19 protein-coding genes and 7 tRNA genes are annotated in these 18,390 nt (G+C 73.1%); 10 read left to right on the top strand and 16 right to left on the bottom strand.

What is annotated here, in order from left to right; genetic code table 11:
* The first annotated feature begins 100 nt into the window (after nt 1-100).
* Nucleotides 101-826 carry an exonuclease domain-containing protein gene (locus F0L17_RS03535; protein WP_155069923.1) on the top strand — a complete coding sequence of 242 codons (726 nt, stop codon included), beginning with the start codon at nt 101-103 and terminating at the stop codon, nt 824-826.
* A gap of 113 nt (nt 827-939) precedes the next feature.
* Here the strand turns inward: F0L17_RS03535 and F0L17_RS03540 are convergent.
* The 9 genes from F0L17_RS03540 to F0L17_RS03580 all read right to left on the bottom strand — a co-directional run bounded on the left by F0L17_RS03540 (nt 940) and on the right by F0L17_RS03580 (nt 9,483).
* Nucleotides 940-1,011 (bottom strand) — tRNA-Val (locus tag F0L17_RS03540).
* Nucleotides 1,012-1,128: 117 nt separating this feature from the next.
* Nucleotides 1,129-1,614, bottom strand: coding sequence for an SRPBCC family protein (locus tag F0L17_RS03545; protein WP_162465742.1), 486 nt, complete (start codon nt 1,612-1,614; stop codon nt 1,129-1,131).
* 181 nt (nt 1,615-1,795) lie between these two features.
* Nucleotides 1,796-4,552, bottom strand: a complete 2,757-nt coding sequence (locus F0L17_RS03550) for an exo-rhamnogalacturonan lyase family protein (protein WP_155069924.1) — start codon at nt 4,550-4,552, stop codon at nt 1,796-1,798.
* A 178-nt stretch (nt 4,553-4,730) separates the two neighbouring features.
* Entirely contained in the window at nt 4,731-5,396 is a 666-nt protein-coding gene (locus tag F0L17_RS03555; protein WP_420802373.1) for a hypothetical protein, read from the bottom strand.
* A gap of 8 nt (nt 5,397-5,404) precedes the next feature.
* Complete coding sequence (locus F0L17_RS03560) at nt 5,405-6,301, bottom strand: carbohydrate ABC transporter permease (protein WP_155069925.1); 897 nt, start codon at nt 6,299-6,301, stop codon at nt 5,405-5,407.
* Nucleotides 6,298-7,314, bottom strand: coding sequence for a carbohydrate ABC transporter permease (locus F0L17_RS03565; RefSeq protein ID WP_155069926.1), 1,017 nt, complete (start codon nt 7,312-7,314; stop codon nt 6,298-6,300). Before F0L17_RS03565 ends, F0L17_RS03560 begins: the two co-directional genes overlap by 4 nt.
* Before the next feature lie 19 nt (nt 7,315-7,333).
* The gene (locus tag F0L17_RS03570) at nt 7,334-8,605 is read right to left on the bottom strand and encodes an ABC transporter substrate-binding protein (RefSeq protein ID WP_155069927.1); all 1,272 of its coding nucleotides are present in this window, start codon (nt 8,603-8,605) and stop codon (nt 7,334-7,336) included.
* Nucleotides 8,606-8,868: 263 nt separating this feature from the next.
* A tRNA-Val gene (locus F0L17_RS03575) sits at nt 8,869-8,940 on the bottom strand.
* Nucleotides 8,941-9,024: 84 nt separating this feature from the next.
* The gene (locus F0L17_RS03580) at nt 9,025-9,483 is read right to left on the bottom strand and encodes a TIGR02611 family protein (protein WP_155069928.1); all 459 of its coding nucleotides are present in this window, start codon (nt 9,481-9,483) and stop codon (nt 9,025-9,027) included.
* Nucleotides 9,484-9,612: 129 nt separating this feature from the next.
* Here F0L17_RS03580 and F0L17_RS03585 point away from each other — a divergent pair, with 129 nt between their 5' ends.
* A complete protein-coding gene (locus tag F0L17_RS03585) occupies nt 9,613-10,026 on the top strand; it encodes an SsgA family sporulation/cell division regulator (protein ID WP_003959770.1) in 414 nt (137 codons plus the stop codon).
* Nucleotides 10,027-10,215: 189 nt separating this feature from the next.
* The gene (locus F0L17_RS03590) at nt 10,216-10,776 is read left to right on the top strand and encodes a CGNR zinc finger domain-containing protein (RefSeq protein WP_162465743.1); all 561 of its coding nucleotides are present in this window, start codon (nt 10,216-10,218) and stop codon (nt 10,774-10,776) included.
* A 20-nt stretch (nt 10,777-10,796) separates the two neighbouring features.
* Here F0L17_RS03590 and F0L17_RS03595 read toward each other — a convergent pair whose 3' ends face one another.
* Nucleotides 10,797-10,991 (bottom strand): hypothetical protein, encoded by a 195-nt coding sequence (locus F0L17_RS03595; protein ID WP_155069929.1) that lies wholly within the window; start codon nt 10,989-10,991, stop codon nt 10,797-10,799.
* A gap of 74 nt (nt 10,992-11,065) precedes the next feature.
* On the bottom strand, nt 11,066-11,512 hold the full coding sequence (locus tag F0L17_RS03600) for a hypothetical protein (RefSeq protein WP_155069930.1): 447 nt from the start codon (nt 11,510-11,512) through the stop codon (nt 11,066-11,068).
* Between the two features lie 155 nt (nt 11,513-11,667).
* On the opposite strand from F0L17_RS03600, the gene F0L17_RS03605 reads away from it, so the two are divergent.
* Nucleotides 11,668-12,195, top strand: coding sequence for a DsbA family protein (locus tag F0L17_RS03605; RefSeq protein ID WP_162465744.1), 528 nt, complete (start codon nt 11,668-11,670; stop codon nt 12,193-12,195).
* 46 nt (nt 12,196-12,241) lie between these two features.
* Here the strand turns inward: F0L17_RS03605 and F0L17_RS03610 are convergent, their stop codons facing one another.
* The 3 genes from F0L17_RS03610 to F0L17_RS03620 form a co-directional block, all read right to left on the bottom strand.
* Nucleotides 12,242-13,087: a GNAT family N-acetyltransferase gene (locus tag F0L17_RS03610; protein ID WP_162465745.1), complete on the bottom strand. Its 846-nt coding sequence runs from the start codon at nt 13,085-13,087 to the stop codon at nt 12,242-12,244.
* A 93-nt stretch (nt 13,088-13,180) separates the two neighbouring features.
* Nucleotides 13,181-14,005: an aminotransferase class IV gene (locus tag F0L17_RS03615; protein ID WP_155069932.1), complete on the bottom strand. Its 825-nt coding sequence runs from the start codon at nt 14,003-14,005 to the stop codon at nt 13,181-13,183.
* A complete protein-coding gene (locus tag F0L17_RS03620; RefSeq protein ID WP_162465746.1) occupies nt 13,996-15,132 on the bottom strand; it encodes a chorismate-binding protein in 1,137 nt (378 codons plus the stop codon). Before F0L17_RS03620 ends, F0L17_RS03615 begins: the two co-directional genes overlap by 10 nt.
* Nucleotides 15,133-15,266: 134 nt before the next feature.
* Here F0L17_RS03620 and F0L17_RS03625 point away from each other — a divergent pair.
* The 5 genes from F0L17_RS03625 (at nt 15,267) to F0L17_RS03645 (ending at nt 15,698) form a co-directional block, all read left to right on the top strand.
* A tRNA-Gly gene (locus F0L17_RS03625) sits at nt 15,267-15,339 on the top strand.
* 25 nt (nt 15,340-15,364) lie between these two features.
* Nucleotides 15,365-15,435 (top strand) — tRNA-Cys (locus tag F0L17_RS03630).
* A gap of 1 nt (nt 15,436) precedes the next feature.
* Nucleotides 15,437-15,508: transfer RNA gene (locus tag F0L17_RS03635), tRNA-Val, on the top strand.
* A 28-nt stretch (nt 15,509-15,536) separates the two neighbouring features.
* Nucleotides 15,537-15,608: transfer RNA gene (locus tag F0L17_RS03640), tRNA-Val, on the top strand.
* Nucleotides 15,609-15,626: 18 nt separating this feature from the next.
* Nucleotides 15,627-15,698: transfer RNA gene (locus F0L17_RS03645), tRNA-Val, on the top strand.
* Between the two features lie 236 nt (nt 15,699-15,934).
* Here F0L17_RS03645 and F0L17_RS03650 read toward each other — a convergent pair.
* Together F0L17_RS03650 and F0L17_RS03655 are read right to left on the bottom strand one after the other, a co-directional pair.
* Nucleotides 15,935-16,144, bottom strand: a complete 210-nt coding sequence (locus tag F0L17_RS03650; protein ID WP_155069933.1) for a hypothetical protein — start codon at nt 16,142-16,144, stop codon at nt 15,935-15,937.
* Between the two features lie 282 nt (nt 16,145-16,426).
* A complete protein-coding gene (locus F0L17_RS03655) occupies nt 16,427-16,675 on the bottom strand; it encodes a hypothetical protein (protein ID WP_155069934.1) in 249 nt (82 codons plus the stop codon).
* A gap of 249 nt (nt 16,676-16,924) precedes the next feature.
* Here F0L17_RS03655 and F0L17_RS03660 point away from each other — a divergent pair, with 249 nt between their 5' ends.
* Complete coding sequence (locus F0L17_RS03660) at nt 16,925-18,268, top strand: serine/threonine-protein kinase (protein ID WP_155069935.1); 1,344 nt, start codon at nt 16,925-16,927, stop codon at nt 18,266-18,268.
* Nucleotides 18,269-18,390 lie beyond the last annotated feature (122 nt).

An 18,390-nucleotide genomic window follows, 5' to 3' on the forward strand; every position in this document is an offset into this window, starting at 1 on the left:
GCGAGGTATCAACCCCGTCGGCGGGCCCGGCCGCCGACGGCCGCCGGAACGCCGGAAACGACACGGAGCGACACGGAGCGACACGGAGGGGAACGCGGACATGACGGTGTGGTACGAGGGGCCGCTCGCCGCCTTCGACACCGAGACCACGGGGGTGGACACCGAGCGGGACCGGATCGTCTCGGCCGCGCTCGTCGTGCAGGAGGCGCCGGGTTCCCCCGTCCGCGCCACGCACTGGCTGGTCGATCCCGGCGTGCCCGTCCCGGAGCGGGCGGCACGGGTGCACGGGCTGACCGGGGAGCACCTGCGCGAGCACGGCCGACCGCCGGCGGAGGTGCTCGAAGAGCTCGTCCGGGCCCTGCGGGAGCAGGTGGCGGCCGGGCGACCGTTGGTGGTGATGAACGCGCCGTTCGACCTGACGCTGCTGGACCGGGAGCTGCGGCGGCACCGGGGCTCCTCGTTGACCGACGCCGTGGACCCCGCGTCGCTGCGCGTGCTCGACCCCCGGGTGCTGGACAAACACCTGGACCGCTACCGCAAGGGCCGCCGCACCCTGGCCGACCTGTGCTCCCACTACGACGCGGAGCTGGCCGACGCCCACGACGCCGCCGCCGACGCCACGGCCGCACTGGAGGTCGTGCGGGGGATGGGCCGGCGTTTCGCGCGGCGGTTGGCGTCGCTGTCGCCCGCCGAGCTGTACCCCCTGCAGGAGGTCTGGCACGCCGCGCAGGCACGGGGGCTCCAGGCGTGGTTCGCGCGCAACGGATCGCAGGAGGAGGTCGATCCCGCGTGGCCGCTGCGGCCCCGGGCGTCGGCCGCGGTCTGAGGCGCCCAAAGGTCCCGGCCCGGCCGGACGGGCGGGCGGCGCGCGGGCGCGCGGCCGCCCCCGGAAAAGACCCGAGGCCGGTTCCCTCGGATGGAACCGGCCTCGTCGGGCGGTGGGCGATACTGGGTTCGAACCAGTGACCTCTTCGGTGTGAACGAAGCGCTCTCCCGCTGAGCTAATCGCCCCTCGTGGTGCCCCGCGGCACGACGAGAACAATACAGGGCGGCCGGGGATTCATCCAAACTCCTTGCCCCGCCCCTCCGGTGGCGGCCCTCCCGGTGGCGCCGCCCCGGTCGTCCCCCTCACGGCCCCGGCCGCTCCCCCAGCCTCCGGCACAGCCCCCGCCGCCCGGCGCGCATCATCAGGGCGTGGTTGGCGGTGAGCAGGGGACGGCAGGGCGGGGCCAACAGCCGCAGGAGGGGCCTGCGCGCCTCCACCTCCTGCTCGAAGAGGGCCCGGGTGCCGCCCCAGGCCCCGCCGGGCGACACCAGGCGCCAGCTCGCCCGGCCTCGGAGGTCCCCGTCCATCTCGATCCCCAGGCGTCCGGCGGCGGGGTCCCGGTGCGTCAGCCGGACGGCGAGCCTCACCTCGTACGGCAGCAGGGAGCGGACGCGGGCGGTGCCGGACCAGCCGCCCGCCCCGGCGGGCCGGTCGTCCCGACGGACGACCTCGCGCACCTGCGGCCACCACACCGGGTACTCCTCGGCCCGCTCCAGGACCTCGTACACCTCCTCCGGTGGCGCGGCCACCTCCCAGACGCTGCGGAAGCGGTAGTGGTTCACCCCCACGGTCGTCCTCCTCCCCACCGGACGCGGTGGCGCCCGGCCGCCGCCGGGCACCACCGCCCGTGTCCGTCCCCTCGCCCCCGCACGTCACGCTCCGCGCGGGGGCGAACGTTCCGCCCCGCCTCCTGCCCCGGGCGGCTCTCCGCCACTCCTCCCCGGTGCTCGACGGCGGGGCGGGTCGGGATCATTCGGGGACGCGGTCCCCGATCAGGGCGAGGTTCTGGATGGCGGCCAGGCCGTACAGGGCGGTGGTGTTGGTGTCCACCCAGGAGGCCCCGCTGCCCTCGACCAACGCCATGGGACCGGTGATCCTCTCCGTCTTCCAGGGGGAGGACTCGGAGTAGCCCCACCGGTCCTTGGTGAAGAACTCCCGCCAGGCGCGGGTGGCGTACCTGTCCCGCTCGTCCTTCAGCCGTGCGGCCGCGTAGGCGGTGAGGCGGGAGTGCCCCTGCTGGAGGATGAGGTTGGTGGCGTACCCGCCCAGTTCGGCCTGCTGCTCCTCCCGTGTGGCGCCGTAGAGGCGGCAGTACTGGAGCCAGGCCTCCTCGAAGCCCTCCACGTCGGTGATGTGGATCAGCTCGGCGCAGATCTCCACCTGGCCGAACATCGCGCTCAGATGGCTCATCGAGACCTTCCGCTCCGCCTCGGCGAACTCCCCGGTCTCGATGTCGTAGAGACCCTCGCCGGTGCAGAAGCCGTTGGGCATCCGCGCGATGGTGCGCATGGTGGCCTTGAGCTTCTTCTCCGCCTCCTCCGCCTTGGGGCCGCGGCGTTCCCACTCGGTGAGCCAGGCGGCCGCCAGGCCGCTCCAGTCGGTGCCCAGCCCGATGGCCAGTGCCCTGGGATCGGGTTCGTAGGGCTCGGTGCGGATCTTGCGCAGCGGGTCGAGGGCGAGGAAGGTCTTGTCGGAGTCGACGAGGGCGTGCATGAGGTCGCCACAGCGCTCGTCGGCGGTGAGGAAGTAGTACGGGCGCCGGTAGACGGCGGTGGAGATGCGCTGTTGCTTGGCGCTGTCGGCGTAGTGCTGGACCCCGTGGCGGGTGCCGAGTCCGGCCCACTCGCCGATGTGGTACACGTCGACCTCGCCGGTGTGACGGGTCATGGCCTCGGCGAAGCGGAAGATGTCGGCGCGGCCGGAGCGCAGGTAGGCGTACCACAGCCACAGGTCCGGGGAGAGCTCGGAGTTGTCCCAGGCGTAGCCGCCGACGTCGTACCGCCACTGGTGCCGGTCCGGGTCGTAGGTGTGCATGATGTCGCCGTAGTCCCAGAAGCCGTACCAGCGGCGCTGCTCCACCTGGTCCCGGTAGTAGGTGAAGAGGAAGTCCAGGTGGTCCTCCAGCTTCGCCTTGGCGGGCGTGGAGCGGTCGACGGGGGCGAACAGGCCGCCGAAGACCTGGGTGGCGGTGAGGTGTTCGGGGGGCGCGACGAGCTGGGGCGGGGTCTGGACGGCCTCGGCCTGGCGGGCGAGGGTCTCGGCGTCGGGGGTGGCGGCGTTGGCCCAGAACATCAGCTCGCTGGTGCGGGCGATGCCGTAGGGGGTGCCGAAGCCCGGCTCGTAGTCCTCGTAGGTGATGTTGAGGCCCTCGAGTTGTTCGGCGTGGGTGTCCTGCCCCATGCCGTCGTGGTAGAAGCGCAGGTCCATCGGCTGGGCCTCGGGCGACCAGAGCCAGAGGGTGACCTCGGCCTCGTCGCCGGCGGCGCCGCGGACGTCGAGCTGGGTGGGGTGCCTGCGCCAGAAGTCGCGCAGTCCGAAGGAGAGTCCGCCGCTGACGCCGCCGACGTAGCCGAAGCCCGAGGCCCGGCGTCCGCCACCCGCGGGGATCCAGCCGTGGCCGGGCTTGGTGCGCTTGCGGACGGTGAAGCCGTCGGCGGAGAGCTGGCCGAGGGTGTAGTCGCCCCAGGTGGGGATGAGGTGGAGCCGGCTGGTGACGCGCTGGTCCCAGGTGGCGGGGTCGGGCAGCTTCTCCCCCTTGACCTGCTTGGCGCGCACCTCGGCGCCGGGGTCGCGGCGCAGGCCGGTGATGCCCCTGACGGCCTCCGAGAGCATGCCCCGGCCCTCACCGCCGAGGCGGATGTGTCGGTCGTGGTGCTCGTCGCGCAGGGGGACGGTGAAGCGCACGCCGAGGCCGCGGACGAAGTCCTTGTGCTCGTCCCCGTCGTAGGTGATGGTGTGGAGCATCCGGAAGGACTCGGCGCCCGCGTGGAAGTACAGACGGATGCCGAACGGCAGCCAGCCGCGCTTCCCCCTGCGGTGCCTGCCGTCGATGCGGACCACCGCCCGCACCGGGCCGTCCTGTTCGACGGTGACCTTCTCGATGTCGCCGTCGAAGCGTTCCCACTTCTGCGTGCCCTGGTCCCCGTCGTCGATCTCGCCTTGGCGGAGGAGGACGAGGCGGCCGTCCTTGGCGATCTCGGCACCGCCCCGGCGGACGGACTTCACCAGCGACTTGCCGTCCTTGCCGATGCGGACGGTGATGACGCCGGTGTCCACCTCCACGGAGCCGCCCTTGCGCCCGACGGTGACGGCCTTGGCCGGGGCGGCCGGGGCGGCGCCGGGGGTGAGGCGGTAGGAGGCGGCGGCGCCGGCCTCGGGGCCGACGGCGTGCGCGGTCCACTTGACGGTGCCGTCGGGCCAGTACGCGGTGGTCCAGGTCTGGACGGGGACGGCGGCCCCGTCCTCGGTGGTGAGGGAGAACTCGGTGCCGGCCTTGACGCCGCCCTTGGGCCAGGGCACTCCGAAGGTGTTGCCGGGTGCCTCGCCGAGGCCACCGTCCTCCAGCCAGGTGATGCGCACCGGGCCGTCGGCGGTCTTCGGGCCCGCCGTGGCTCCGGCGGGGTGGGCCGCGTGGGCGGACGCACCGCCCAGCAGCCAGGAGGAGTGGGCGGCGGCTCCGGCGACGGTTGCCGCCTGGAGCACGGTCCGACGGGGGATCGGGGTCATGGACGCTCCCATTCTTATGTCAGGCTCATGACATTGAGGTGCTCCGACCGGCCCGGTCGGAGGACCGGGTCGCCGGTTCGGTGGGGGGTGGTCGGCGGCCCGGTCCAGGGTGGGACCGGGCCGATCGGCCAGAGACGTTTGGAGTCGATCGAAGCCAGGCGGGATCGATCAGGTTCGGTCAGGGGTGGCCGTGCCGCCGCTCGACCGCGACCGCGCAGGCCGCCAGGCAGCCGAGCGCCGGGGCGATCAGCGGGGGCAGCATCCAGGCGGCGACGGCGGTGACGGCCGGCCCACCGGCCAGCAGCAGCGAGCCGCCCGGGTCGGCGCGCCAGGCCCGACGGATCGCCGCGCGCCCGGTACGGGCCCAGTCCGCACCCGGGCGCCAGAGGGCCGCCGTGCGCAGCCCGGTGACCACCACGGCCAGTGCCGCGACGGCCGCCACGGCACCGACCGCGACCGCCACCGGGCCGCCGGGCAACACCCCGGAGGAGGCCACCCGCAGGTCGAAGGCGAGCAGCGCCAGAGCGGCCCACCACAGCAGCGAGAACCGCCAACCGGTCCGCACGGCCGTCGCCCACTCGGCGGCGAACTCCCGCCACCCGGCCCGCTCGGCCGCCAGGTGGCGCCGCAGGTGCCCGCAGGCGGCGGCGAACGCGGGCAGCGCGGTCACCAGCGGCAGCGCGGCGAGCAGCAGCCAGACACCGACCAACAGACACTCGGCGAAGAGCGCGAACCGGTCCGCCAGGGACCGCCGGTCCACCGCCGCCCCCGTACCGGCGGCGGTGGATCCGACGTCCCCGCCCGGCGTGGAGCCGCCGGCGCTCCCGGTGGACGCGGCGCCCACGGCGGCCCTCATCCCTTCAGTCCGGAGGTGGCCGCGCCCTCGACGAGGTGGCGCTGGAAGGCGAGGAAGAACAGCAGCACCGGCAGCAGGGCGGCCAGCGACATGGCGACCATGCCTCCGTAGTCGGCGAGACTGTCCTGGTCCATGAACATCTTCAGACCGAGCGAGACGGTGTACTTCTCGGGCTCGTTGAGGTAGATCAGCGGCCCGAGGAAGTCGTTCCAGGCCCAGATGAAGCTGAAGATGGCGCTGGTGATCAACGCCGGTCGGCACAGCGGCAGCACGATCGTCCAGTAGATCCGCCAGTGGCCGCAGCCGTCGAGGCGGGCCGCCTCGTCCAGTTCCTTGGGCAGGTTCCGCATGAACTGCACCATCAGGAAGACGAAGAAGGCGTCCACCGCCAGGAACTTGCCCAGCAGCAGCGGCACGTAGGTGTTGACCAGCTCCATCTTCTGGAACAACACGTACTGCGGCACCAGCAGGACGTGCACCGGCAGCAGCAGGGTGCCGATCATCAGCGTGAACAGCAGGTTCCGCCCGGCGAAGCGGATCCGGGCGAAGGCGTAGGCGGCCAACGAGCAGGAGAACAGCACCCCGACCACGGACCCCAGCGCCACGAGGAGCGAGTTGAGGAAGAAGGTCTCGATGCCGATGCCCGCTATACCGTCGGCGAGTCGCTCGTAGTTGTCGGTGATCGGGTCGGTGGGCAGCAGCTCCAGGCTGCCCACGATCTCGTCCCCCGGCTTGAGGGAGCCGCCGATCACCCAGACCACGGGATAGAGCACCACGGCCAGGACGACCAGGGCACCCAGGTGCCACAGGACCGAGCCGATCCTGCGGCGCCCGGCCGCGGTGGTCCGGGCGGTGCGGTCGCCGCGGACGGCGGTACCGGTGGACGCGCTCATCGGCCCCCCTCCTCGTAGTGCACCCAGCGACGCTGGGACCAGAACAACACGGCGGTCACCACGGCGATCCCGGCCAGCAGCATCCACGCCATCGCGGAGGCGTAGCCCATCCGCAGGTTGGCGAAGCCCTGCTCGTACAGGTACCAGGTGTAGACGAGCAGCGAGTCCCCCGGGCCTCCGGCACGCCCGCCGCCGGGACCGGCGATCACCAGCGCGGAGGTGAAGATCTGGAAGGAGTGGATGATCTCCAACAGGAGGTTGAAGAAGATCACCGGGGAGATCATGGGCAGGGTGATGGAGCGGAACCGTCGCCAGGCGCCGGCACCGTCCACCTCGGCCGCCTCGTACAGCTCGCGCGGCACCTGCTTGAGGCCGGCCAGGAAGATCACCATCGGGGCGCCGAACTGCCAGACGGACAGGGCGACCAGGGTGGGCATCGACCAGTCGGGATCGCCGATCCACCCGCCGCCGGACCAGCCGAACAGGCTCAGGGAGCGGTCCACGATCGCCTCGTCCTGGAACAGGGCCCGCCACACGATGCCGACGCTCACGCTCGCCCCGATCAGCGAGGGGGCGTAGAACGCCGAGCGGTAGAAGCCCTGCCCCTTGCGGGGGCGGGCCAGCAGCATCGCCACGCCGAGCGCGACGGCGAGCTTGAGTGGCGTGGCGACCAGCACGAACACCGCCGTGACCCGCACCGACTGCCACCAGCGGTCGTCGGAGAACATCTCGGAGAAGTTCTCCAGACCGACCCAGCGGGGCGAGTCGAAGAGGTTGTAGTCGGTGAACGCCAGGTAGAGCGAGACGAGCATCGGCCCCAGCGTCAGCAGCAGGATGCCGACGCACCACGGGGAGAGGAACAGGTAGCCGGCCAGGGTCTCCCGCCGAGCCCGCCGGCGGGCGGTGCCGGGGGGTGGGGCGGTGGACGGGGTGGCGGGCGGGGCGGGGCGCCGGGCCTGCTCGGCGCCCCGCTCCTCCTCCGCCGTGGCCGAAGCGGGTGTTTCGGTACGCATCACGGAACGTTCTCCCGGGTCAGGAGCCGAGGGCGGTCTTGGCCTCGTCGAAGAACTGGGCGACCGCGTCGTCGACCGAGGTGGTGCCCTGGGCCACCGAGCCGTAGATGCTCAGGAAGGCGGCCTCGACGGTGTCGGTCCCGGCCGGGTGCGGGGTGATGGGCTCCAGGTACTCGGTGACGCTCTTCTCGTACTCGGCGATCATGGCGTCGGGCCCCTGGGGCTCGTACGCCTCGAACTGCGCGTTGGTGGGCAGCACGCCGCGGTTGTAGCCCATGATCTTCCCGACCTCGGGGTCGTTGACCATGAAGTCGATGAACCGGGCGACCTCCTCCGGGTGCTCGGTGCGGGCGGAGGCGCTGAGCATCAGCGAGGAGAGGTACTGCCCGGTCCTCTCGCCGTCCGTGGTCGGAATCGGCGCCAGAGCGAGTTCCCGGTCGGTCTCGGAGGTGTAGCGCACCAGGAAGTTGTCCCAGGTGAACTCGGCGGCCGACAGACCGGCGCTGACCTCGGACTTGGGCTTGACCTGCTCGGCCTGCTTGGCCGGGACCAGCAGTCCCTCCTCGGTCTTCTTCCGGTAGTCGCCCCACCACTTCTTCAGGTCGGCCTCGGTGAAGCCGAGTCCGTCCTCGGTGAAGAACGCCTTGCCCTGCTGGCGCAGGTACAGGTCGTACAGGTACATCACGCCGCCGTTGTTGCTGGCGCCCCAGAAGTCGTCCTTCGAGCCGCCGATCTTCTCGACGGCCTCGTCGAAGTCGTCCCAGGTCCAGCCGTGCTCCGGGGTGACCCCGGCCTCCTCGAACGCCTTGACGTCGTAGACGAGGGTGAAGGTGTTGGCGCCGACCGGCACGCCCAGGAGCTTGCCGTCGATCTCCCCGGCCTTCCCCAGCCCCTGACGGAAGTCGTCCAGGTCGAGGTTGCCGGCCTTCACCTGGGTGTTGAGGTCCAGCAGGAGGTTCTTCTGGCCGTACTTGCGGAGGAAGGCGTAGGAGTTCTGGAAGACGTCCGGCGGGTTGCCGCCGGCGGCCTGGGTGTTGAACTTCGTCCAGAAGTCCCCGTACTCCTGGAAGTCGGTCTTGACCTCGATGTCCGGGTGTTCCTTCTCGAACAGGTCGATGGTCTTGTTGATCAGGTCGGCCCGGTCCTGCGCTCCCCACCAGGAGTAGCGGATCGTCACCTTGCCGTCTCCGCTGTCGCTCCCGCCACCGCATCCGGAGGCGAGCAGGCCCAGTGCGACCAGGCCGGCCCCCATGGCCCGCAGCCCCTTGACCCCGCTCCGTCGAGAACTCATGACATGCCCCTCCCGTGCGGGTTCGTCCCGCCGTCCCGGTTGCTTGAAACGTTTTAGGCAAGCGCTTGCCGGGTTAACCTAGGGACGAGTGGGGGAAGCGTCAACGGTTCGGACAGAATTCGATGTCGACCGACCGGAACCGACGGAGACCGAGGGCGCGACACCGGCGGCCCCACCGGGCCGCGGACACCGGCGGACGGACGGGCGGACGAACGGTCGGGGCCCGGAAGGAACGTACGTTCCTTCCGGGCCCCGACCTTCGGTGGGCGATACTGGGATCGAACCAGTGACCTCTTCGGTGTGAACGAAGCGCTCTCCCGCTGAGCTAATCGCCCCGGTGCGCCGACAACATTACCGCATGTCAGTGGGTGCCCGTGCCCCACCCCGGCCCCGCCCGACGGAAGCCGGGCGGCCGCGCCTCACCCCGCGACCCTCCAGGGCATCTCCAGGCCGTACCGCGCCAGGTAGACGCCGACCAGGGCCGCGGCGACGGCCACCCCCAGAGCCGTGACGAGCATGTTGCGGCGGCGCACCTTCGGGTCGAGCGCGCGCTTGGCGGCCTCCGACACCTTGCGCCGCGTCCAGCGCAGGACGAGCTGGGCCCAGACGAACTCCGTCGCCCAGATCGCCAGCCCGGAGAAGATCACCAGCCACCCGGGGCCGGGAAGCGCGAGCATCAGCACCCCGGCGAACACGACGGCGAGCCCGACGAGGAAGACCCCCACCTGCCAACTCAGATGGAGCGCCCGGGATGCCCGGATGAAGTGTGGCGCCCGCGAACCGAGGGCCCGTTCCTTACTCTCGGTTTTCACCCGGCCCAGACTACCCGAGCCCCCTTCCCCCGCTTCACCCCGATGGACCTCCCCCCAAAAGACCATTCCTCCATCCGAATGAGGTGAAGGGCAACAAAAGGTGCAGAGGGGTTTACAAGCCTCCCGTAAGTGGCATGTCGATTTCGCCGACGTGCGAATCCCCGAGCGCACACTGAGCGAAAGGCCCTGGCGCTTATGAACACCACGGTCAGCTGCGAGCTGCACCTGCGCCTCGTTGTATCGAGCGAGTCCTCCCTGCCTGTACCCGCGGGCCTGCGGTATGACACGGCCGACCCCTACGCCGTGCACGCCACCTTCCACACCGGCGCCGAGGAGACCGTCGAGTGGGTGTTCGCCCGCGACCTCCTCGCCGAAGGTCTGCATCGCCCGACGGGAACGGGAGACGTCCGTGTGTGGCCGTCCCGCAGCCACGGCCAGGGCGTCGTCTGCATCGCTCTCAGTTCCCCGGAGGGCGAGGCGCTGCTGGAGGCCCCCGCGCGGGCCCTGGAGTCCTTCCTCAAGCGAACCGACGCCGCGGTTCCCCCCGGTACCGAGCACCGGCACTTCGATCTCGACACGGAGCTCTCCCACATCCTCGCGGAGAGCTGACACGCCCCGGAGCCCCGTTGCCGTCCGACTCGGGGCGACGGCTCGGGGCCCGGCCCCTGTGCCGCCGCCGACGCCGCCGCCGCATTTCCCCGCGGCGGCGGCGTCGGCGCGCGCCCGGGAGCGACTAGAGTCTCACGGCAGCAAGGCCCACGGGGCCGCCGACGAGACACCGGCCAGGGAGCGACGACCGTGCTGATCAACCACGACACCCGGTGCGCGCTCGACAGCGTCGTCGACCTGCTGAACACCGCCCCGGACGAGCACAGCCTCGACACCCTCGCCGACGTCGAGGCCCTGTGCGCCTATGTCGAGCGCAACTCCCTCAGCGGTGTGGATACGCTCGACGAGAGGGACCTGGCCGCCGTGCGGAGCGTGCGCGAGCGGTTCGCGGAGGTGTTCGCGGCCTCCGAGGCCCGCCGCGCGGCGGAGCTGGTGAACGCGCTCGTCGCCGCCGCCGGCACCACCCCCCAGCTCACCGACCACGACGGCTACGACTGGCACATCCACTACTTCGCCCCCGGCGCCTCCCTCGCCGACCACCTCGCCGCGGACGGCGGCATGGCACTGGCCTTCCTGATCGTCGCCGGGGAACGGGAGCGACTGCGCCGCTGCGCGGCCCCCGACTGCCGCCGCGCCTTCATCGACCTGTCCCGCAACCGCTCGCGCCGCTACTGCGACAGCCGCACCTGCGGCAACCGGCTGCACGTGGCCGCCTACCGGGCGCGGCGGCGCGAGGCCGCCGGAAGCTGACGCGCGGCCCGTACGACGGCTCAGAGCAGGAACAGGTCGTGCGCCGCCGCCAGGAAGACCAGCCCCGCGACGACGCCCAGGAAGAGCATCAGCGGCGGTTGCGAGAGGGCGTACAGGCACCCCGGCGAACCGGGCTCGGGCGACCCGGCGGAGCGGTCGTCGCCGAGGGGCTCGGTCCCGGCGGGGCGGTGGCGGTCTTCGGTGGTGTGTCGCATCTCGCCGGGATGATGGCGCGGGACGAACCGCGACGGCGATCAACGCACGGCCCACCGGGCACGGTTCACCCGATTCAGATGCCGTGTTTCCGCAGGATCGCTTCTATGTCCGAGAAGTCGTCCTCGCCCGTGCCCTTCCGCGCGGGTCCGCGCTCACCTTCGAGGGCGGCCCCGGAGGCGCCGGGTTCGACGGCCCGCCGCTTCCCGGAGCCCTCGGCGCTCCCGCGGCCGCGGGAGCGCCGCGCGGCGAAACCGGCCGCCACGTAGAGCACCACCGCCACCGCGAGCACCCCGAAGCCCGCCCAGACCATCGGGTCGAGCACCAGGCCCGAGGCCCAGGACGCCACCGCGCTCCCCACCTTGCCGAACAGTGCGACCAGGCCGGACATCGCCAGCCCGATCGGTACCAGGGCGAAGGCGGCGACGCGGGTGGCGACGACGAAGCGGCGGCGGTAGGCCGTCAGGAGGGCGACGGCCAGCCCCGCCGCGGAGAGGGCCGCACAGACGGTCGTGGTCAGCATGTCTCCATCGTGCCGCGTTCCACCCCGTATGTGCCATGTCCCGCCCGCCGGACTCGGGGAGATCTCCGGGACCCCTCCTCCTCCGGGTCGACACCCCGGGCCGCCGGGCCCTACCGGAGGACGGGGCGCCGCGGAACGGCTGGGAGACTGTCCCCATGAACGACTCGTCCACCCCGCCCACCGCCCGTCCCGTCCTGGACGTGTGGTGCGAGCTGCAGTGTCCCGACTGCCACCGGGCCGTGGCCGACCTGCGCGCGCTGCGCGAGCGGTACGGCGACGCCCTGGAGATCAGGCTGCGCCACTTCCCGCTGGAGAAGCACCGCCACGCCTACGCCGCCGCGCAGGCCGCCGAGGAGGCGTACGCGCAGGGCCGCGGCGACGCGTACGTCGAGGCGGTTCTGGCCCGGACCGACGAGCTCGGCCGGCGGGGCGAGGAGTTCCTGCTGGAAGTGGCCCGGGAGCTGGGCCTGGACGCCGAGGAGATGGACACCGCGCTGATCGACGGACGGCACCTGCTGGCCGTCGACGCCGACCAGGCCGAGGGTCGGGCGATCGGGGTCACCGGCACCCCGACGTACGTGATCGGCGGTGAGCGGCTGGACGGTGGGAAGAGCCAGGACGGCCTGCGCGAGCGGATCGAGGAGATCGTCGACCGGCTGTCGGCACGGGGGACGGACGGCTGACCCGGAGCCCCTCGCGCCCCCGTGGGGCGGCCCCCGGGGGATGGCCCTACAGCAGCGGTTTTTCCAGGTGGTGGACGGTCGGCCGGTAGCCGAGCGACGCGTACAGCCGCACCGCCGGGGTGTTGTCGGCCAGGACGTTCAGCCCGAGGACCCGCGCCCCGGCCGCCAGGCAGACGCGTTCGGCGTCGAGCATCAGGGTGCGGCCGTGGCCCCGGCCGCGGTGTTCCGCCTCCACCTCGATGTCGTAGACCCACCCACCGGGCGCGTGGGGGACGTCCAGGGCCAGCCAGAGCGTGCCGACGGTCGTGTCCCGGTGGTCCAGGGCCCGCAGGGCGGCGCGCGGGGTGTCCGGCCCCTGCGGCAGCAGCGCGGCGTGCTCTTCCTCGGCGCTTCGGCGGGCCTGTTCGAGGGGCAGGCCCCGCCCGACCCGGTACCGGGCGCGGGACTCCGTCCGGGACGCCCGCCACGCCGGGTACTCCTCGCGTTCCAGAGGGCGCACCGTGGAGCCCTCCGGCGGCCCCGGCACCTCGGCGGGGGACGGTGGCAGCTCCTTGGCCAGGTGCCGGTTGTGCTCGGTGTACCCCAGGGAGGCGGCGAGCCGCAGGGCCGGTACGGCGTCCGCCGGAACGCTCACCCCGACCCGGCGGCACCCCCAGCCGCGCAGCACCTCCTCGGCGGCGAGCGCGGCGACGGTGGCCCGGCCCCGACGGCGGTCGGGGCCGTGGACCGTCAGGGAGTCGATCCGTCCCGGGAGGAGCGGCTCCGACCGCCCGTGGGCGGTCAACCGCACGCCGCCCACGGGACGGCCGTTGACACAGATGTCGTACGAGCGGGAGCGGGAACCGTCCGCGTCGTGCCGCTCGGGGCCGGTGGGGCGCAGGGTGGTGGTCACCGTCCGGTTTCTACCCCGCGCGGCGCCCGCTGTCACCCGGTTCCGCAGGAGCGCCCGCACCGCCGTGCGGGTTCCGGACGCGGCCCGGATCCCTCAGGGGTCGACGTCGTTCGCCGCGCACTCGGCGAAGACCCGCATCGCCTCGGCGGTGACCGGCCCCGGGGCACCGGGCGTCTCGCGGTCGTCGATCCGGTGGACGGCCTGGACATCGCGCGTGGTGGAGGTGAGGAAGACCTCCTCGGCCCGTTCCAGGACGTCCATCGGCAGCTCCGTCTCCTTCGCTCCGAACCACTCCAGGACCAGGGCGCGGGTGACACCGGCGAGGCAGCCGGAGGACAGGGGCGGGGTGTGCGGCTCGCCGTCGAGGACGACGAAGACGTTGGAGCCGGTCCCCTCGCACAACTGCCCGACCGTGTTGGCGAACAGGGCCTCGGAGGCGCCGTGCCGCCGGGCGCGGGCGAGCGCGACGACGTTCTCGGCGTAGGAGGTGGTCTTCAGGCCGGTCAGCGCGCCGCGTTCGTTGCGGGTCCACGGCACGGTGACCACCGCGGTGGTGTCGGGGCGCTGGGTGATGCCGCTCAGGGCGACGACCAGGGTGGGAGGGGCGTCCCCGCGGTCGGAGCCGAGCGGGGAGAGCCCGCCGGTGTAGGTGACCCGCAGCCGGCCCAGCGGCACGGGGTTGGCCTCGGCCACGGCGGCGCAGGCGCGGCGCACCTCGTCCGCGTCGGGTTCGGGCAGGCCCAGCCCGCGGGCGGAGGCGGCGAGCCGGTCCAGGTGACGGCCGAGGGCGAAGGGCCTCCCCGCCACGGTCTTGAGCGTCTCGAAGACGCCGTCGCCGACGGTCAGCCCGTGGTCGAGCACGGACACCCGCGCCTCGTCCGCCTCGCGCAGCTTCCCGTCCACCCAGATCAACGCCATGACGCCTTCCCTCCGGTCCTGCCGGTCGTCTCCACCGCGGGGACGCCGGTGGCCTCGCGGAGCGTGGTCGTCGAGGCCGTGGCGGTCGCCGTCCCGCGCCCCTGTGACGCTACCGCGAGCAGCCGGGACGCCTTGAGCTCGGTCTCCTCCCACTCCCGTTCCGGGTCCGAACCCCAGGTGATCCCGGCGCCGGTGCCGAACCGCAGCGCCGGTCCGCCGGGCGCCGCGCGGTCGATCCAGAAGGTGCGGATGCCCACGGCCAGTTCGCCGGTGCCGCGGTCGGCGTCCACCCAGCCGACGCCGCCGCAGTAGGGGCCGCGGGGGGTGGTCTCCAGCGAGCGGATGACGCGCAGGGCGCTGGACTTGGGCGCCCCGGTGACCGAGCCGGGCGGGAAGGTGTGTTCCAGGAGGTCGGCCCAGCCCCTGCCGGGGGCGAGTTCGCCGCGGACGGTGGAGACGAGGTGGACGAGTCCGGGATGCGGTTCGACGGCGCACAGGGCGGGGACGGTGACCGAACCGGTGGCACAGACCCGGCCGAGGTCGTTGCGGACCAGGTCGACGATCATCACGTTCTCGGTGTGGTCCTTCTCCAACAGGTCCGCGGCGCCGCGGCCGGTGCCCTTGATGGGACGGGACTCCACGGTGCGGCCCCGACGGGCCAGGTACAGCTCGGGTGAGGCGGTGGCGACCTCGACGCCGTGGGCGGGGAGCCGAACGGTGCCGGCGTGGGGAGCGGGGTTGCCGCGTGCGAGGAGGGCGGTCAGCTCGTCGGGGTCGGCGGCGGCCGGGTCGGGCAGGGGCGCGGTGAGCACCCGGCAGAGGTTGGCCTGGTAGACCTCGCCCGCCGCTATGTGCTCGCGCACGCGACGCACTCCGGCGGTGTAGGCGGCGCGGTCCAGGGAGGACGTCCAGGCGGTCGCCGCCGGTCCGCGCCACCGTCCGGGCCGGGGCCGGGGGACGGGGGACGGCCGTACGTCGCCGAAGCGGGCGCAGACCAGGCGCCCCTCGAAGTCGGCGACGACGGCCCACCACCCCGTGGAGTCCAGCGCGGCAGGGTCGCTGGTGACGTCGCGCAGGTCGGAGGCGACGATGCCGCCGAAGCGGGCGATGGGGGCCGGAACGTGCACGCCGCGAGTCTATGGCGGGCCCGCCGGGGAAACGGAATTTGAGCTGGCCGGGGAATCCGCTAAAGTTCATGACGTCACCGAGCGCGTGAGCGGTCGGAGGCGGCAGCTCCCGGACGCCCTCCGGGGGAGGCACTGCGGACGTAGCTCAGTTGGTAGAGCACCACCTTGCCAAGGTGGATGTCGCGAGTTCGAGTCTCGTCGTCCGCTCGATGGGGGTCTCCGGGCCCCCTGTGGTGGAGTGGCCGAGAGGCGAGGCAACGGCCTGCAAAGCCGTCTACACGGGTTCAAATCCCGTCTCCACCTCGGACGATTAGCTCAGCGGGAGAGCGCTTCCCTGACACGGAAGAGGTCACTGGTTCAATCCCAGTATCGTCCACCGAGGGCCCGCCGAGGGTCCTTGTCCAGCGCGATTAGCTCAGCGGGAGAGCGCTTCCCTGACACGGAAGAGGTCACTGGTTCAATCCCAGTATCGCGCACGCGGCACCCCGCACGACGGACGATTAGCTCAGCGGGAGAGCGCTTCCCTGACACGGAAGAGGTCACTGGTTCAATCCCAGTATCGTCCACGCGTGGGAAGGGCCGGAGCCTTCGGGTTCCGGCCCTTCTCGTGTTCCGGGCCGCCGGCGGACGGGACTGCCGGACGGCGGGGAGCGCTCGTCGGGCCCACGGCCTCAAGACGGCGCGTTGCCCGGGCAGTTCCCCAACTGCCCGGGCATCACGCCGCCCGCCGTACCCCCGTCCCCACGGGGTGAGAGGCCGGATGTCCCCGGCTCGGGCCGCTCTCCCGAGCCCGGACCCTGTGTCAGAGTCCCAGCGCTCCGGCCACGGACGACGCCTGTGTGATCACCGCTTCCACGCCGCCGAAGACGACGGCGAGCAGAACGGCCAGCGGAAGGACCATGGCGGTGGCCACCAACGGGTGCCGGCGTCCGCTCGGCCGGGTGCCGAGGGTGGCCGCCCCCGCCAGTCGGCCCTGGAACCGGGTCGACGGACGCTCTGCCGTGTGCGCCATGGTGTCCGCTCCTGTCGTGATCTGGGGCGGCGGGCGTCTGACCTCGGGGGACGAGTGCTGCACCCGCCGCTTGACGACAACACTAGGTGTGCGGGGCGGCCACCGGCGTCATGCCCGCGTATCGAGTCGGGGCCTCCCGCAGGATGACTCCGCGGCGCCCCGGCTACTTCCCAGGGTGGACAACGGTCCCTCCCACCCCGGGACTTCCCGGAGGGGGCGCGCCCCGGAACGGATCCCCGGGCGGGCCGCCGCGGGCCGTCGGACGTCCCCCGGCGCGCCCCTTCAGCGCACCGCCTCCGCGGCGACGCCGGTGTCCTCGCGCGGCACCGGGTGCTCCACCAGGGCCAGCACCCGGTTGGCCATGAAACGGGCGGTGCGTACCACCGAGCCGTTCCGGGTGACCTCGCTCACCTCCACCACTCCCCTGCGCACCTGCGTCTCCACCCGCCGGCCCGCACGCGTGGCCGCCATCTCGTAGGTACGGGTGGTGTCCCCCGCGTCCACCACTATCTCGACCCAGTCGCCCTTCATCGCTCCATCCCCTTCCCGGGAAGGCTCGTCGAGCGCTCCTGACCAGGGGTTCTTCTGCTCCGTCCCCCCGCGCGCCCATCTGTCCAGTCTCCCACCCGGCACCGACAATCACGGCGGTCGGCGTGCGCGGCCTGTCTGCGCCGCGGGGCGGCAGTCCGTAAGCTGTGGCACGTCACAGGGACCGGGCGGTGCGGGACCGGCCGCCGCGAACGGGGTCGGTTCCGAGGCCGGCGGAGGTAGGGGAAGGACATGGCGATGATGCGGCTCCGGCGCGAGGACCCGCGAGTCGTCGGCTCGTTCAGGCTCCACCGGCGGCTGGGCGCGGGCGGCATGGGCGTGGTGTACCTCGGCTCCGACCGGCGCGGGCAGCGAGTGGCGCTGAAGGTGATCCGACCGGACCTCGCGGAGGACCCGGAGTTCCGCACGCGCTTCGCGCGGGAGGTCTCCGCCGCGCGGCGGATCCGCGGCGGTTGCACGGCCCGGTTGGTGGCGGCCGACCTGGAGGCGGAGCGCCCGTGGTTCGCCACGCAGTACGTGCCGGGGCCGTCGCTGCACGACAAGGTCAACGAGGAGGGGCCGCTGCCCGCCGCGCAGGTCGCCTCGGTCGGCGCGGCGCTCGCCGAGGGGCTGGTGGCGGTGCACGAGGCCGGTGTGGTGCACCGGGACCTCAAGCCCTCGAACATCCTGCTCTCCCCCAAGGGGCCGCGCATCATCGACTTCGGCATCGCCTGGGCGACGGGGGCCAGCACGCTCACGCACGTCGGCACCGCGGTGGGCTCGCCGGGCTTCCTCGCGCCCGAGCAGGTGCGGGGCGCGGCGGTGACCCCGGCGACGGACGTGTTCTCGCTGGGCGCGACGCTGGCGTACGCGGCGACCGGCGACTCCCCGTTCGGGCAGGGCAGTTCCGAGGTGATGCTGTACCGGGTGGTGCACGAGGAGCCGCAGCTCCACGGCGTGCACGTGGCCCTGGCGCCGCTGGTGAGGGCCTGTCTGGCCAAGGACCCGGAGGACCGACCGAGCACGCTGCAACTGGCGATGCGGCTGCGGGAGATCGCCGCCCGGGAGGCTCGCGGCCTCCCGGAGGGCGCCGCCACGGGCGCGGCCGTACGCCCGGTGACGCCGTCCTCGGGGCGGCCCTCCACGGGGCGGCGGACGGAGCGGTACGTGCGGCAGCGCACCGCACGCGACGGCGAGCGCGCGACGGCCGGCCCCGGCTCCCAGGGGAGCCCGGGACGCCGGGAGCGGAGCGCGCCGGAGGGTTCCAGGGGTTCGGTACCGCGCACGCCCCCGCGGGGCGGTTCCCGTCCGACCGGCGGAGGCGGGCGGACGGCCGGCGGCGGCCCCCGAAAGCCCGCGCGGCCTGCCGACCGGCGTCCGGCACGGACCGGTTCCGGCACCCGGCCGGGAGCGCGGCACCCGTCGTCCAATCCGCATCTGCTGCGCCAGCGTCTGGTGGTGTTCGTGACGGTGACGCTGCTGGTCGCGCTGGGTATCGCGGCGGCCCAGGGCTGCCAGGGGCCGGCGCGGGGGCTGGGCCCCACCGGCGTCCCCGCCGGGGCGGTGACGCCGGTCGGCCCGGGGAGCGGGGGGTAGTCCGGTCCCCGGCGCCGGAAGAGGTCACCACGGCGGTCCGGGTGTCGGCGGCCCGCCCGTCACCCGGTGCCGAGCGGCCGTCGCGGAGCGCGGAACCCGACGCGCTGTTCGTCGACCGGTCG

This window comes from Streptomyces taklimakanensis, assembly GCF_009709575.1.
Taxonomy (GTDB): domain Bacteria; phylum Actinomycetota; class Actinomycetes; order Streptomycetales; family Streptomycetaceae; genus Streptomyces; species Streptomyces taklimakanensis.